This window comes from Ideonella sp. WA131b (assembly GCA_023657425.1).
In the GTDB taxonomy this organism is placed as follows: Bacteria; Pseudomonadota; Gammaproteobacteria; order Burkholderiales; family Burkholderiaceae_C; genus Rubrivivax.
In genome coordinates this window covers 1,290,099-1,306,400 of the sequence record JAGTJW010000001.1, presented here as the reverse complement: position 1 = coordinate 1,306,400, position 16,302 = coordinate 1,290,099, and the positions used below count along the sequence as shown (strand labels likewise).

At 63.9% G+C, this 16,302-nt stretch carries 12 protein-coding genes; all 12 read left to right on the top strand.

The genetic code is table 11. The annotated features are described in order from the left end of the window. Positions 1–136 precede the first annotated feature (136 nt). A complete protein-coding gene (locus tag KA711_06020; GenBank protein MCM0608543.1) occupies positions 137–1,177 on the top strand; it encodes an ATP-binding protein in 1,041 nt (346 codons plus the stop codon). Further along, a complete protein-coding gene (locus KA711_06015) occupies positions 1,155–3,695 on the top strand; it encodes a S8 family peptidase (GenBank protein MCM0608542.1) in 2,541 nt (846 codons plus the stop codon). Before KA711_06020 ends, KA711_06015 begins: the two co-directional genes overlap by 23 nt. Before the next feature lie 27 nt (positions 3,696–3,722). Next, a complete protein-coding gene (locus KA711_06010) occupies positions 3,723–3,986 on the top strand; it encodes a type I restriction-modification system subunit M N-terminal domain-containing protein (GenBank protein MCM0608541.1) in 264 nt (87 codons plus the stop codon). Positions 3,987–4,056: 70 nt separating this feature from the next. Then, complete coding sequence (locus KA711_06005) at positions 4,057–5,151, top strand: MarR family transcriptional regulator (GenBank protein MCM0608540.1); 1,095 nt, start codon at positions 4,057–4,059, stop codon at positions 5,149–5,151. Beyond that, positions 5,151–6,047, top strand: a complete 897-nt coding sequence (locus KA711_06000; GenBank protein ID MCM0608539.1) for an antitoxin — start codon at positions 5,151–5,153, stop codon at positions 6,045–6,047. Before KA711_06005 ends, KA711_06000 begins: the two co-directional genes overlap by 1 nt. 3 nt (positions 6,048–6,050) lie before the next feature. Next, on the top strand, positions 6,051–7,700 hold the full coding sequence (locus KA711_05995; GenBank protein MCM0608538.1) for a sigma 54-interacting transcriptional regulator: 1,650 nt from the start codon (positions 6,051–6,053) through the stop codon (positions 7,698–7,700). 208 nt (positions 7,701–7,908) lie between these two features. Then, on the top strand, positions 7,909–8,226 hold the full coding sequence (locus KA711_05990; GenBank protein MCM0608537.1) for a DUF4258 domain-containing protein: 318 nt from the start codon (positions 7,909–7,911) through the stop codon (positions 8,224–8,226). 305 nt (positions 8,227–8,531) lie between these two features. Beyond that, on the top strand, positions 8,532–9,194 hold the full coding sequence (locus KA711_05985; protein MCM0608536.1) for a VWA domain-containing protein: 663 nt from the start codon (positions 8,532–8,534) through the stop codon (positions 9,192–9,194). A gap of 7 nt (positions 9,195–9,201) precedes the next feature. Next, complete coding sequence (locus KA711_05980) at positions 9,202–9,927, top strand: protein phosphatase 2C domain-containing protein (protein MCM0608535.1); 726 nt, start codon at positions 9,202–9,204, stop codon at positions 9,925–9,927. Further along, positions 9,924–11,312 (top strand): hypothetical protein, encoded by a 1,389-nt coding sequence (locus tag KA711_05975; GenBank protein ID MCM0608534.1) that lies wholly within the window; start codon positions 9,924–9,926, stop codon positions 11,310–11,312. Before KA711_05980 ends, KA711_05975 begins: the two co-directional genes overlap by 4 nt. Continuing rightward, positions 11,309–14,644: an AAA family ATPase gene (locus KA711_05970; protein MCM0608533.1), complete on the top strand. Its 3,336-nt coding sequence runs from the start codon at positions 11,309–11,311 to the stop codon at positions 14,642–14,644. The genes KA711_05975 and KA711_05970 overlap by 4 nt, the downstream gene beginning before the upstream one ends. Further along, positions 14,622–16,181, top strand: a complete 1,560-nt coding sequence (locus KA711_05965; GenBank protein ID MCM0608532.1) for a hypothetical protein — start codon at positions 14,622–14,624, stop codon at positions 16,179–16,181. Before KA711_05970 ends, KA711_05965 begins: the two co-directional genes overlap by 23 nt. Positions 16,182–16,302: the final 121 nt, after the last annotated feature.

Sequence of the window (16,302 nt, the reverse complement as noted above, 5' to 3'; positions counted from 1 at the left end):
TCGCCCTGGCAGCCGGAGCGTGGCTCTGGAGGTGGGCCCCGTAGAGAGTCGGGATGAGGGCAGTGCCCGAGGTGGAGTCACGCCTTCAAGGTGCACAATGCCCCTGGCATCCTCGCCCCCAACACCACACCTTTCCGTGGCCAGTTCAGACCAACTCAAGGCGCTCATCAAGTCGCACATCAGTCGCGATGATGGGCAGTTCTTGTCGGTCGCCATGCAGGTGGCCGCACACGAAGCGAAGCTGGGCCACGGCAAGCTGGCCGAGGAACTGCGCGACATGATCGACGCGGCCAAGGCCCGGGTCGGCCAGGACGCGTCTGGGAAGCTGGTCGCCATCGGCAGCGCGGCGAAGCCGCGCGGCGAATTGGCCAGCCTGCTGACGGTGTCTCATCCTGCCAACCGGCTTGGGGACATGGTGCTGGACGAAGTGGCTTCCACCCAGCTCCAACGCGTCATCAAGGAACAGCGCCAGCTTGCCCGGATCAAGGAGCATGGGCTTGCGCCGCGCCGCAAGCTGTTGCTGGTCGGGCCGCCGGGGACTGGCAAGACCATGACTGCCGCTGCGCTAGCCGGTGAGCTGGGTATCCCCCTTTTTATGGTCCGCCTTGATTCGCTCATCACCAAATTCATGGGCGAGACGGCAACCAAACTCCGGCAGGTTTTCGACGCCGTGACCGATATTCGTGGCGTCTACTTTTTCGATGAGTTTGACGCCATCGGTACGCAGCGCGGGATGGCGAATGATGTAGGCGAGATTCGCCGGGTCTTGAACAGCTTCCTGCAAATGATCGAGCAGGACACGTCGAACAGTTTGATCATCGCGGCGACCAACCACGCTGAAGTTCTGGACTACGCGCTGTTCCGCCGCTTCGACGATGTCGTGGAATACCACCTGCCGTCGCCGGCTCAAGCAGTGGATCTGATTCGATCCCGCTTGGGCCACTTCGCGCCCAAGCCCTTCCGAAAGGAAGCGCTGCAGGGCCAGGCCGAGGGCCTGAGCCACGCTGAAATCTGTCGCGCGGTTGATGCGTCTATCAAGGACGCCATCCTGCATGACCAGACGAAAGTGCAACCAACCGATCTGGGGCGCGCGTTAGGGGAACGCCGCCTGATCAGTGCTCGGTTGGCACAAAGCGCAAAGCACTCGTCCAACCATGCCGGATCAACCACTCGATAGACGCCCACACCTCGTTCTAGCAAATACATCCACCGCACAGGCGTTCACGGCGCCTTCGTCTGGCGGAGGGTCGAGCGCTGTTCCGGCGCTTGATCGCGCTCAGCACGGCGGTGCCCTCAAGGCCCAGCTGCTCGCGCTACAGCCCATCGCTCAGCAGGCAGTAGCTGCTCAGAAGGAGCAAGGGCTCGAAAGTGGGCTAGGCCTGCAGGTTCAGTTCGTCGGGCAACCCGACGTAGCGCTGGCTTTTGAGAGCCTGGGCTACGAAGTTGGCAAGGACCCGCAGAAGAAGATCGAGGTGCTGAGCGTGCGGGTCGAAGGCGACACGACCTTCGCCAACGTCTTCGTTCCGGACGGCAAGCTGGCTCACTTCGAGAAGTACGTCGAGGACTATCTTGCCGAGCGCAAGAACGTCAGAGGCGATGCGCTCGATCACCGTGCGTTGCTGGACACAATCCTGGCGATCCGCCGCGCCGAGGTTCGTGCCCTGTGGACAGACGATCCGAAGCTGCTACCGCAAGACCCAACCGAGCCGATGTGGTGGGAAGTCTGGCTGCCCGTGCGCGGCGATCGCCAGGCGGTGCTCGCGGACTTCCGCAAACTGGCGGAGTTGGCCCAGTGCCAGGTCAGCGAGCACCACATCAGTTTTCCCGAGCGTACCGTCGTGCTGATGTTCGGCTCGGAACAGCAGTTCTCAACCTCGGTCATGACGCTGAACTGCGTCGCCGAACTGCGCCGCGCAAAGGAAACTGCCCACTTCTTCGACGGCATGACGCCGACAGAACAGCAGGAGTGGGTGGACGACACCCTCGCTCGCTTGACCGTTGCCCCCGACGAGGACTCGACGCCACGGGTTTGCCTGCTGGACTCGGGCGTCAATCGAGCCCACCCGCTGGTAGCCCCGTTCGTCGCCAGTGCGGATCTACACACCGTGAATCCAGCCTGGGGCGTTGACGACACCGCCAACCACGGCACAGGCCTCGCCGGACTCGTGGCACTGGGTGACCTGTCGGCGGCGCTGGCAACAGATGGGCTACTGACGGTGTCTCACCGCCTGGAGTCGGTGAAGCTGACCCCGGAGCAAGGCGCCAACGCTGGCGACTCACGGCAGCACGGTTACCTCTTTTCCGAGGCGGTATCGAGGCCCGAGATCGCGGCCCCCAAACGACCGCGGGTGTTCACCTCGGCAGTCACCTCCGACGATGAACGCGACCGAGGCCGCCCTTCGGCCTGGTCATCGACCGTTGACCGACTTGCCAGTGACTACGACGGCGACGGCCAGTTTCCCCGGCTCTTTGTACTGTGTGCAGGCAATACCCAGGACGCGCAGTCTTGGAACGCCTATCCCGACAGCCTGAGTTCACGCGGTATTCGCGACCCCGGCCAGGCCTGGAACGCGCTGACGGTCGGCGCCTGCACAGACAAGGTCACCATCAGCGAGGCTGACGCACAGCACAAAGTGCCGGTTGCCCCGAGCGGTGGCCTCAGCCCATACACCCGCACGTCGAACGGTTGGCACTCGGCGTGGCCCTTGAAGCCCGACGTGGTCTTTGAAGGGGGCAATGCCGGCAAGGATGTGCTCGGCGCCATCGGCATCAACAGCCTGAACCTGCTGACCGTCCACAACCTGCCGCAGGAGCGCCTATTCACCACCACCAACGCGACGAGTGCGTCGTCGGCGCTTGGTGCGCGCATGGCAGCGCAACTGATGGCCGCCTACCCTGCGCTTCGGCCCGAGACCATCCGGGCGCTGATCGTGCACTCGGCCGAGTGGACCGCCGCTATGCGGACGGTCTACCTGCCGGCTCACGGTTACCCCAGCAAGTCCGACTTCGTCAACCTGATTCGTCACTGCGGCTGGGGCGTGCCCAGTCTGGAGCGCGCGCTGTGGAGCGCTGGCAACTCCCTGACGCTGGTCGTCGAAGACATGGTGCATCCGTTTCAGAAAGTCACCGGCAAAGGCGTCGTCAGCCGTGACATGAACCTGCACGCGCTGCCCTGGCCGAAGGCGCAACTCGAAGCTCTACCGCCAGACACCCAGGTAGAGCTCTGCATCACTCTGTCCTACTTCATCGAGCCCAACCCGTCGGCGCGCGGCACATCGTCGAAGTTCCACTACCCGTCGCATCGCTTGCGCTTTGATGTGCAACGCCCTCTCGACGCGACGACCGACGACTTCGTCGCGCGCATCAACGCTGCGGCCGAGCGAGAAGACGACGGCGACCCGATCGACCCGCGCGACCCCGACTGGATCCTGGGCGACAGGCAACGCCACCGAGGATCGCTGCACCAAGACATCTGGCGAGGCACCGCCGCCGCGCTGGCCAACCGTGGCTTCATCGCTGTCTACCCTGCCAAGGGCTGGTGGCGTACCCGCCCAGCTCAAGAGCGCTACGACCTTCCCGCCCGCTACAGCCTCATCGTCTCCATCCGCACACCCGAAACCGACGTGGACCTCTACACCCCCATTGCCCAACAGGTGGCAGCGCAGGCGGCCGTGCCCGTCGTCGTGAACAGCTGAACTCACTTCCCAGATCGAGAACCCCGCATGTTCACCGGCGAACTTCGCAGCCAAGTCGATGCCATCTGGAATGCCTTCTGGACCGGCGGCAGCTCCAACCCGATGGAGGTGATCGAGCAGATCACCTGCCTGCTCTTCATCCGCCGCCTGGACGACGCGCACTCGCTGGGCCAGGCGCATGCCCACCACGGCTACCTGTTCGCCAACGCGCGGGCCACGCGGGTGAAGGCTTGGGCCGGCGGGCGGCCTGAGCCAGGCGGCCGAAGGATCCAGTGCAAAGATATTCGCTGAACAGAGAATATTAGATTCACGGTGAATGTCGGCTAGGATGGACAAGTTCGCTCCATCACCCGGCAGGCCCATGCTCCAGGCACCACCTTCGCACCACGCGATGCTGGATCGGCTCATCGCCGATCTACAAGCCCTCCCCGACGTACGGGTGGATGCCGCGCATGGGTTGAACTCGGGAGCAGTCGAGTCGTGGCCGCATGCGCGGCTCTTGCTGCAGGCCGCTGGCCGCCCCATCACCGTCCTTGTCGAATTGAAGAAGGCCGTTTACCCGCGCGATGCACGGGGCTTGGTCTGGCGGGTCCGAGCGGCAAGAGGGCGAGGGCCGCAGGATGGGTCCGAAGACAACGTGCATGCGATGGTCGTAGCCGAAGAGGTCTCCCCGGGCGCCAAGGAACTGCTCGCTGCAGAACGGGTGGGGTACTACGACGGCGGCGGCAGCCTATACCTGCCAGCGCCTGGCGCCTATCTGTTTGTCCAGAAGCCTGCGCCCAAGTCCCAGTCCCGGGCCATGCGCTCGTTGTTCACCGGCCGACGGGCGCAAGTCCTGCACGCGATGCTCCTGCATCACAAGGACTGGTTCGGGGTGAAGGATCTCGCAGAACGGACGGGCGTCCTGCCATCGACCGTCTCGCCGGTGCTTGCCGAGCTGGAGCGGCAGGACTGGGTGCAGACGCGGGGACAGGGCCCCTTCAAACAGCGGCAGTTGTCGGATCCGGCTGCGCTCCTCGACGCCTGGGCGAAGGACGCGTCCTCGAACACCACCGCCGACCTTCGCCGCTACTTCGTGCCCGCTGCGGGCAGCGGCAACGTGTTGGAGCGGCTCGACCGAGCGTTCGACTCCGCACATGCCACGTACGCGCTGAGCTTCGAGGCCGCTGCCCAGCGCTACACGCCGTTCCTGTCATCAGTTTCGCAACTCCGGGTACGGACGCTCGACGCAAGCGCCACCACAGCGGCGCTGACCGCGCTGGGCGCGCGGCCCGTCGGAGAAGGCGCGAATCTGGTCGTGCTCGCCGCGAAATCAGCGGGTGTCCTCCAGTTTCGCGAGCGTGTTGACGGGGTCTGGCTGGCCAGCCCGATTCAGGTCTATCTGGACCTCCTCAGCGCCGAAGGTCGGGCCAAGGAGATGGCAGAGCACTTGCGCAAGGAGAGGATCGGGTTCTGATGATCAAGCCCAGCACGTCCGAAGGCTACAGCGACCGGTACACGCTCGATTGCGAGCGCGTCTTGGTGACGCTGCTCAGAGGCTTGGGGCCGTGGAAGGAGTCCGTCTATCTGGTGGGCGGCTTGACACCTCGGTACTTGGTGCCAGCGCGTCCGCCCGCAGTACCGGCTCACGCCGGCACGATGGACGTGGACATCGTCATCGACCTTCAACTCCTGGCAGACACCGAGGCCTATCACACCCTGGAGGATAACCTCCGTCGCATGGGCTTCGAGAGGGCCGAGAATGAGCAAGGCGTGAAGCTGTCGTGGCGATGGCAGACACGAACCGAGCACGGTGCGCTGATGGTCCTGGAGTTGCTCGCCGACGCGCCTCAAATCGCGGGCGGCCGAGTGCAGCCGCTACCTACGGCCGGCACGATCTCTGCGCTGAACATACCCCACTCCTCCATCGGCTTCGACCTTCATCAGGTCACCGAGATCCAGGCTGAGTTGCTTGGGGAGAACGGACTGGCGGTGGAGCGCATCAAGCACGCGGACATCGTCAGCTTCACGTGCCTGAAGGCGTTCGCGTTCGACCAGCGCTTCGAGCGCAAGGACGCTCACGACCTCGTGTACTGCCTCGAGCACGCACCGGGAGGCCTGGCGTCGGTCGCCACGTCATTCCGCGAAGCGCTGAGTGGCCGGCATCAAGATGTCCTGCGCGAAGCGCTGGACATCTTGCGGCGTCGCTTCGCAGATGATGCAACCTCCGACGGGTTCCGCAAGGACGGGCCGGTCGCCGTCGCGAAGTTCGAGATCGGTGATCGGCCGGGCCCCGACGAGCGCGAAGCGAGGGTGTTGAGGCAACGCCAGGCCAGCGACGCGATCGATCGACTGCTTTCCGAGCTGGGGTAAGGCATGCGGCGCCGAGTACTCGTCTCCTGGGTTGCCGTCAACAACGATCCCTATGAGCGGGAACGTTCGGGCGGCTCGTTTCGTCTCGTTGATGGCGCGCCTGTACCCGGCCCGACGCTGACACTGCTCTTCGATCCTGAGTCGCCGTACGCGGGTACGGTATCGGACGTCGTGCTGTTCTTCGGTCAGTCCGCTGATGGCAGGGCGACGCGAGAGTCAAGGGCGGTGACGCAGACGCTCGAGGAACTGCACAGTCGCGATGCTTCGCTCCGTATTCATCAATATCCCTGGGACGGTAACGATCCCACCGATCACGGCCAGCTCTTCGACTTCCTGAGAAAGCGCCTTCCCGAGGTACGCAGGAAGTTCGCCGACAGGGAGATGATCATCCACGTCAGCCCCGGCACGCCATCGATGCAGACGGTGCTGGTACTGATGGGGGAGACGGGCTTCATCGACGCCCCGTTCACGCTCGTCAAGTCGTACCGCAAGGATGAGCGCCACGGCCGTCCGGCCGTGGTACCGGTCCAGCTCGGGATCGACAGCTACTACAAGGCCTATCGCAGCGCGAGGCCCTCGGAGTTGTCATCCGAGGATGCGGCCGTGATCTGGGATCCGGCGCGCTTCCGGTCGGAGCGAATGCGGCGCGTTTTCGAGGAGGCGAGACGGTTCGCGCAGGTCAACGTTCCCGTCCTGTTGCTTGGTGAGCGCGGCACGGGCAAGACGACGCTGGCCGGATGGATCCGCTCGCACAGCCCCTACCGTGTACCCGATCGGGATGCGAGTTGGCCGGCCGTCGCGTGCGGCCAGTACAACCCCGAGACGATGCGCGCAGAGTTGTTCGGCTACAGGCGCGGGGCCTTTACGGGGGCGCTCAAGGACCACGACGGGCTCCTCGCCATCGCCCACAAGGACACGCTCTTTCTCGACGAGGTTGGCGATGTCAGCCGCGACCTGCAACGGCTGTTGATCAAGGCCGTCGAAGAGAAGAGCTACATGCGGCTGGGCGATGACCGTCGGCTGACAAGTGACTTCCGGCTGGTGTCGGCCACCAACATCGGCAATGAGCAACTGCGTGAGCGGCTGGATCCAGACTTTCTTGACCGCATCAGCATGCTCACCCTGCGTCTGCCGCCTCTGCGCGAGATCACGGAAGAGATCGCCTGGCTGTGGGAAGCCGTCTTCGCCCAGGCATCCGCCCGGGCTGGGGCCGGGCCCGTGCGCCTGTCCGAAGCGGCTCACGCGACGATTGCGAGGGAACTGACCCGCCACCCCCTGCCGGGAAACCTTCGTGATCTGTTTCGCGTCGCCTATCGCGCGATCGCTGCTCGTGGCGACAGCCATGAGCCTTTGTCGATGAGCGCTTCGATCGATTACGCGTTGGAAGGTCTTCGGTCGGATGAAACATCTTCGATTGCCGAGGACTTGCCGAGGGCGGTGGCCCGAGCCTTTGCGGCCTCGTCAGGCCTCGACGACCTCATGGCTGATGACCAGCCGATTCCCACCCGAGCCATCGAGCGGGGGCTGAAGAAGTTCATCGCCGATGAAATTCGGCGCGTCGCCAAGGCTCGGGGGGTGGCCCCCGAGACGCTCTGTGATGTGACGGACCGTGCCCTGCGCGACTGGTCGGCGCATGCCGATCGGAAAATTTGATCCGGTTAGCGGAACCAATGCTCCGACTCGCATGAAGTTGCGAAGCGAAGGTAGGTTGGTGACATCCTTCGAAGTCCCTCTAAGTACTTGTCGAGAATGAAGTTTTTTGTTGGCGAGGCTATCTCGAGGCCTGTTGGCACGACTCTCGCGGTAAGGGCGGTACGGGGTCCGAGCGGTTCGGGCCTCTCTACCGAAGAGAGCCAGCCAAATGATTCAGCAACACGCTTCCACCGACTACCTGCCGCGGATTACCGCCCATGCCTGGGCCCGGATGGGCGGACGGGGCTTGAACTGCCGGACGATCGACACCGTGCTGAACTACGGTCGCGTGGTCCATGTCCGTGGCGCTGCGATCCATGTAATCGGAAAGAAAGAGGTCCAGAGGCTGAGCCGCCAAGGCGTCGACGTTGGCGATTGCGAGGGTGTGCAGGTCGTCTGCACCCCGGACTGCGAGACCGTCATCACGGTCTATCGCAACAGCGACTTCAGAGGGTTGAAGCCACGGTCGAACCGCCGTTGGCACTGATCCGGGAGGCTTATCAGACAGCGTTATAGGGGGCCAGGAATGGGTTGGGCGAAGTACCATGAAGATAATGTCAGCCGTTTTTGGCGAGACGCCAAGACGGAGATTCGGACGGAATCTGCTGGCCGTCCCGCCGGATCGCCGAAGCAGATCCCGATAGACAAGAAGAACGAACCGGGAAGTCAAAGGGCCGGGACAGCCAAGGGGCAATCCGTGGCCGTAGCAAAGGGCGCAGTCTGGCGGCCACCGAAACCGGCGGGAAAGTGTCGCGCCCAGTGCCCGTCGCAGACATCGCAGGGGAGAGCAACGTGTCCAAGTTGAAGGACTTCACCATTGCAGCGGCCCGTCCGTTGCCGGTCATCGTGCTGGCCGATGTCAGCGGAAGCATGAGCACCAACGGGAAGATCGACGCCTTGAACGACGCGATCAAGGCGATGATCGAAAGCTTCGCCGAGGAGGATCCCAGTCGAGCCGAGATCCACGTGGGCGTCATCGCCTTCGGCAAAGGTGGGGCGCGGATCCATCAACCGCTGCGACCTTCGACCGGGGTCCAGTGGGAAAAGGTCTCCGCGGCAGGCAACACACCAATGGGAGCGGCCTTCGATCTGGTCGTGAAGATGATCGAGGATCCCGAGCAGGTTCCGGGACGGGCCTACCGGCCCGCGATCGTGCTCATTTCGGATGGTGAGCCTACGGACGACTGGGAGGAGCCGCTCGCCCGGCTTCTATCGTCGGAACGGGCTTCGAAGGCCTCGCGGTTTGTCCTAGGCGTCGGGGACGACGCTGACCCGGCAATGCTGGCCAAGTTCTTGGCGGACCCTACCGCCCGCGTTTACTCGGCTCATGAGGCGCGGCAGATCAAGAACTTCTTCCGATGGGTCACGATGAGCGTGACGCAGAGGACGCGCAGCTCGAACCCCAACAGCGTGGTGGCGATCGACCCGATGGCCCTCGACGAATACGACTTCTGAGACGCGGATGGCCAGCCAGAAGCACGTGGACTATTTCGGAGCCAGCGTTGCGGGACCAGCGCATCGAGCGGCGCGCCAGCTGAACGAGGATAGATGGCTCGGCGCCTCTGGCTCGTTCGGCAGCCTGATCGTCGTGAGCGATGGGCTGGGCTCAAAGCCACAAGCTCGCCGAGGTGCTCAAGCCGCCTGCATCGCAACGCTCCGTGCGGTCAGGAGTTGGTTCTCCGAAGGGGGAGGTAGCTTCGAGCAACTGCTCCCCCAAATCGAAGCCTTCTGGCTGGAGGAAATTGCACCTCACGACCGTACGGACTGTGCGGCCACCTGCCTCATGGCATTGGCTCATCGAGACGGCGGAGCCTACGTGGCCGCACTGGGTGACGGCATGGCCGCAGTGCGCTCGGGCAGGGCCGTCGAGCGAATCGAATTCCCTCGAGGGTCCTCTGCCTTCTCGAACGAGACGATGTCGCTCGGAGGGGCCGGGACCTGGGCGAGTCGACGCTATGGTGTTGCTGAGGTCGATGCGGTCGTTCTGGCGTCCGATGGGGTCTCCGATGATCTGCGATCGGATCGCATCGCCGATTTCATCGCATGGCTGACGGACGACATTGCTCCACTGCAACCACAGCCGAGATGGCGACAGCTCTGCCGTGAACTTCACGACTGGCCCACGCCACGTCATCTCGACGACAAGACCCTCGCGGTCCTGACGTGGCGACCCGCGGAGGCCGTATGACGACCGCGTCCCGCCAGGTCGCCGACGTCAACGGCGCGCGCTATGTGCTCACGCGCCAGCTTGGGCGGGGTGGACAAGGCGCAGTGTTCGAAGTCAAGGGAGGCCGCTTGGCGGCCAAGCTCATCTTCGACACACTGCCGTCTCGTCGGGAGCGGCTCAGAAACCAGCTGATCGCAGTGAAGCGGCTGCAACTGGTGGACCTGGAAATCGCTCGGCCGCTGGAGATGCTGCGCGAGCCCGCACTCGGCTATGTGATGGAGCTGCTCACGGGTATGCAGCCCTTGAGCGGTTTGTCCCGGCCGCCCAGTTCGTCGCTCGCCGAGTGGTACATCGCGACGGGTGGGCTGCGTAGGCGGCTCACGCTGCTCGCGCGTACTGGGGACGTCTTGGCGGCTTTGCATGGCAAGGGGCTCGTCTACTCGGATCCCTCGCCTCACAACATCTTCGTTTCCGAAGATGTCGATGCCACGGAAGTCCGCCTCATCGACAGCGACAACATTCACTACGCGTCGAGCGCGGGCGCCTCGGTGGTCTTCACCCCCACCTTCGGAGCTCCAGAACTGCTGCGCAGGACTTCCGGAGTGAATTCCCTCACCGATGCACATGCGTTTGCCGTGCTGTGCTTTCAGACGCTCTCATTGGTCCACCCGCTGATCGGAGACGACATCGCCAACGACGCGCCTGAGCGGGAAGAGGAGGCTTTGGCGGGCGAACTCCCCTGGATCGACCACCCCAGCGATAGCTCGAATCGTTGCTCCGTCGGAATCCCACGAGGCTTGACGCTGTCACCCCGCTTGGCCGAGATCGCCCACAGGACCTTCGGCGAAGCGCTCAAGGACCCACTGAAGCGGCCTGGTGTTGCCGAGTGGACGGAAAGGTTGCATGCCGCCGCCGACGCAACCGTCAGGTGCCCCGAGTGCCATGGCACCTACTACCTGAATGCCGCACGCTGCCCCTGGTGCGATTCGCCGAGACCTGCGATCGCGACCGCGGAGTTCCGCCTGTGGGATCCGGCGCTCATCCACAGCTCCGGAGTCCGATCGGGACCCGGTGGTCAACTGCAGCGGCCGTTGTCGATCCTTTCGCTCGGGGCAGGTGATTCCCGCGTGATCACGCGCAGACTTGCCGGCGGGCATGCGGGGCGAGAAGCCCAGCGCGAGGTCGTTGGGGTCCGCTTCGACGGTGCCCGCGTCGAGTTGAAGGCGCTCGACGGTACGGCCTATCGACTGACATCTCCGAGCGGAAGTCGGTCTGCCGAAGTCGGGTCCAAACCGGCGTCGATGCTGTTGAAGGAAGGCGAAGCCTCATGGACCCTCCACCTGGGTCCAGCTGACCGGTTGCATCGCGTCGTGTCGTTTTCACTTCGCAAGGGCACTGCGCGATGAAGGCACACGAGATCCCGTACGGCACCTGCTTCCTGGTCGAGGTCTGCCCAGCGGATGCTCGGGTCTTCGACCCGCCCGCTCTGCAGAAGGCGGAGGTCTCGCTTCTGTTTTCGGACTCGTCGGGACAGACCCTTCTGCGTTATGGGGACACTGCGGTCAACGTCACGGGCCGGGACACCCAGCAGCAGACCATCCTCGGCAGGATGCGCGATCGCAACCTGCCCAGGATCGGCTGGATCGTCTCGACTGCGTCTAAGGAGGCGGCTGCTGAGCGGTTGCAGATCCAGTTGCACGAGTTCCCGGTTCAGTACTCCTGGCCGGATGACATCGACGTCGGAGTCGACGAAAAGATCGTTGATGCGATCCGCAAGAAGCTGGGCAAGAGCATCTCGGCAGCCGAGGTCATCAACTGGCTGGCGGAACGGTTCGTCGTGGCAGACCAGCAGTCGCCCCACAAGGTCTTCATCTCTGGGAGCCCCACTGCTACTGGTGATCAACGCCAGCCGTTTCGTATGCACGGACGCGGCTACGCGATCGACGTCCAGAGAACGCCCGATGATCGGCTCCTGGTGACCCGGCTTGTCGAAGCCCGGCGGGGAGAGTTCGCTCAGGACCGTCGACCGATTTCACCCGTGGTCGGTCGGGTGCGTTTCTGCGACTCGACGATCGCGGGTGCTTTCCGTGGAGCGGCGCGTTCGCAACTCGATCAACTCGTGGAGCGGGCGGGCAGCTACCTCAACGTCTGGCGCGAATACAACAAGCTGGAACGCGAGTCTGTCCTTCGTCGCGCTCGCGCGCTTGGCTGGCTGAACTACTCGGACGCCCAACGTCAGGCCGACGGCCGCTGGCGCTTCAAGGTCTCGGACGGCCGCCAACTGGATGCGGCGTTCAATGTCTTGCGCGGCGCAGATGACGTCGAGCTGGAGGCCGCGGCTTTTCCGCCCAAGGAGTTACGGGAAGTCTCGGATGCCGCGCCAGGCGACTCAGCGCTCGCGGATAGCCTGACAGGCGGCCGCCCCAGGATCTTCGTTGGATCGTTCGCGGGTGCCGACGTGGCAGGGCGCTACATCGATGTCCAGCCCTCGGGTGAACTCGATGAGCGCGCCCCGCCGTCGCCAGGAGCGCTGTTCATGAGCCTGAGCGGCGACCGCCGACGTCTCGAGCGGCGTGAGCGGGCTCAAGCGATGATTGCCTCTGCCGACGGGCCGATGCCTACGTTGGGCCTACTGCTGGAAAACGTTCCTGTTCGGACCGGGCGAAGAAGTGCCAAAGCGCCCCTCTCTACGGCCGTTAGAGAGATCTTCGGAAGCGAGCCCACCCCGCGGCAAGTCGAAGCTTTGCGCGTGGCGTTGAATACGCCCGACATCGCGTTGATTCAAGGCCCTCCGGGCACCGGCAAGACGAAGACGATCGCTGCGCTGCAGGCACGCCTCGCCGAACTGACCGAAGAAACCGATCTCGCTGGGCAGACGCTGCTGACCAGCTATCAGCACGATGCGGTGGAGAACGCAGCGGCGCGCACCCTCGTGTTCGGGCTACCAGCTCTCAAGATCGGCCGAAAACATGGGCGCGGCGAGGATGGGGACGAATTCGATCGCTGGCGAAGAGACCGGATCGATGCCATTAAAGCCGATGTGGCGGCGCTTCCCGAACGCCCGATCAGCGAGGTGCTCAATAAGGTGCGATCCATCGCGGCCGCTTACCAGGCATCTCATCTGGGGTTGGAGGAGGGGCTACGGGTAGCCGTCAAAGTGGAGGGCTTGGTCAGACCCTATCTGGCGCCAGCCACCGTCGACCGACTCGCCGCGGTGCGCCGGGAGTTGGCTGCCGGCCCCGCGGGGATGGCATCCGTCGAGACCGATGACCGGGAACTGCTGCTCAAGTCCATCCGGGCTCTTCGGACGGACGCCGCGAGTTTCGGCGACGACGGCCCTCGCAATGCTGCGAGGTTGCGCCACCGGCTGGAGCGGGTTGCGTACGACGAAGAGGTCGACATGCGTCTGCTTTCGGCCGCCGCCGAGTGGTCAGAGGATAAGGATCCCGATTTCCTGGAGGACCTGAAGTCCCTTCAGGGCCGCCTCATTGACCTATTCTCGGAGTCTGCGACCGTTGGGGGCCCGGTAGCCCACGCTGGACTGGAGGAACTTCTCAACGAGATCGTCAACGAGCTCTACGCTCGCGTCAGGGAGTCCTCTGGGGGTGAAGATGCGGTGCTCTACGAATACCTCGCCGACCTAGAGAACGACATCGACGGGGTGAAGGCTGCCGTTGCCGATTACACGGTGGTTCTTGCAGCGACCTGCCAGCAATCGGTTGGTTACCAGATGAGCCAGCAGAAGGGCGACAACAGCGTCTTCGCGAACGTCATCGTCGACGAGGCGGCCCGGGCAAACCCACTGGATCTCTTCATCCCGATGTCGCTCGCCGAGCGACGCATCATTCTGGTGGGCGACCACCGGCAGCTGCCACACATCCTGGAGCCGGATGTCGAGGGGCAGTTGGAGCTCTCGGTCTCCGAGGAGACCCGCAACGCGCTGCGGCGCAGCCTTTTTCAACGGCTGTTCGAGTCCATGCGGGAGCGCGAGGCCGCCGATGGCATCAAGAGAACCGTGACGCTCGACGTTCAGTACCGCATGCATCCGGTCCTGGGCTCGTTCGTCAGCGACACCTTCTACGCGCCTTACGGGGAGGCATTCCGTTCGGGCAAGCTGGCGGATGAGTTTGCGCATGACCTGCCGGGATATCAGCCGCACGTCGCGGCCTGGGTGGATGTGCCGCTCTCTGCCGGGCGGGAACAGGGTGGGCAAAGCAAGCGCAGACCAGCAGAAGCGCGCTGGATCGCCAAGGAGCTCAATAAGCTTGCCTCGATGCGGCAGGATCTGAGTTTCGGCGTGATCTCCTTCTATGCAGCGCAGGTCGACGAGGTGTTCCAGCAACTCGAGCCCCTGGGCATCGCGGAACTCCTGCCAGACGGATCGTTCCGCGTTGCAGACGCGTGGCGCGAGACCTTTCGTTCGGACGGTCAACGCAAGGAACGAATCCGGGTCGGTACGGTCGATGCCTTCCAGGGCAAGGAGTTCGATGTCGTCTTCCTGTCGATGACCCGTTCGAACGATCACCGCCTTTCCGATGAACGTTCGATGCGCCGTAAGTTCGGCCACTTGATGCTGGAGAACCGCCTGTGCGTGGCCATGAGCCGACAACAGCGCTTACTCATCGTCGTCGGCGATGCCGGGATGCTGCAAGGCGAGGCTGCGCAGAACAGTCTGCGCGGCCTGGTCGCCTTCCGGAAACTGTGTGAGGGTCGGGATGGCTGCGTTGTTTCAGCTTGACTCGCCCGTCCTGTACTTCGGGCCAAGGCTGCCGAAGGGGGTGCGATTCACGCAGCGCCGCTTTGTCCTCTGGCCTGCACTCGCGTATCGGGTCGTGGCCCCCGAGGTCCGCGACCGCGAGATCAATGTGCTCCAGAAGGCCGTCCTCGGTCTGTGCAGAGCGGGCATCACCGTCCCCCAACGGATCGGGGATCGACTGAAGATCCATCGGGATCTCGCCACGCTGATCCTTGCCGAGTTGTTGCAGAGAGGACTGATCCGCTCTGACGGTCTCCCGAGCCAGGCGGGCGAGGAAATGTTCCAGGCGGAAGCCCTCGACATGCGCCCGCCAGTGACTGGACATGTCTTCCAGGATCCATGGTCTGGGGAACTCTGGCCTCGGTTCGTGAAGAGGCTGGACTTCGCGGAACTGGAGCGTGGGGACAGCGGCTTTCCAGACCTGATGCTTGGCACACGCGGCAAGCCGCGGCGCGAGCGCGCGTTCATGTGCCGACCACGCGACGACGCATTTCCGCCCGTGCCCGACGTCAGGCAGATCCTCCGTGCGACACGGCGGTACAAGGCGGCTCTGCGGAACTCCGAATCGGTCGAGATAGACGACGATGACCCTGCGGTGGACGTCGACGTCGGCCCTGCGCTGGAGCGGGTCTCGATGGTGGACGACACCCGCGTCCCCGTCTTCCTCACCACGTTCGTGTACCTAGTCGAAGGAGAGATGTCGGCTGATTGGCACGCCTGCGATCCCTTCGGACTCGGGGAGAACACGATGTTGCGCCGGGCCATTTCGCGGGAGCTGCCGAATCAGTCTGGTCTGCGCGAAGTGCTCGAGGGACTGCTTGGGGATTCGCTCGACTCCCGCGCAGCGGACCAGCAGAAATGGATCGCGGAGGTCCGCGCGCTAGCCGTCGCCAATGTCGAGAGGCGGCTCACGCTCAACGCGCGAGATCTGCCGGAGTTCGACGCCCTGGTCGAACTGGAGATGGGTTGCGTCGATGCGGAGTACCTCGGTGATCACTGCCCCAAGGACCGTTTGAAAGGGCTCTTAGGTTCCGCCCGGCGTCTTATGGAATCTGCCTTCCGGACGATCGCGCTCCGGTTTCCTTTAGGAACCATTTGGCGACAGGTCTACTTCACGGACCGGACGGGAAAGACGAAACCGGTCCAAGACAGGCAGTACGTGCAAAGTATCTATGAAGAGCATGCCAAACAGCTGGGCTTCCGAATTCCCTTACCTGAGGCCATTTCTCGAACGCCTCCGAATCACGTCAAGTCTGCTTGCTTTGAGTCCGGTTGGCGGCTGCGCGCGGTAATCGTTGCGTCCATGATGGTGGCAACGAAACATCCGGATCATCCGCTTGTTCATGCAGCGAAACGCGATGCGGAGCTTCTTGAGGAACTAGATCGCATCGCCTCATTGGGTGGCGAGGCGAGTCACGCGGGCGGCAGAGATCTGGACATGGTCTTGGTAAGGGATGCAGTCGAGTCCGTCTATCGGTCCGTTGCAATCCTGGGTGGACTGGATCAGGGCAGAGCGTAATCAGGGAGAGGGTTTCAGAAGATGGCGAAGCACAAGAACAAGCACCGACCTCCGCAACCTCCGGCCCCGAAGCCGGCTGTCGCGGCTCCTCCACCTGTGGCTGCGGCTCCTGCGCCGCCGG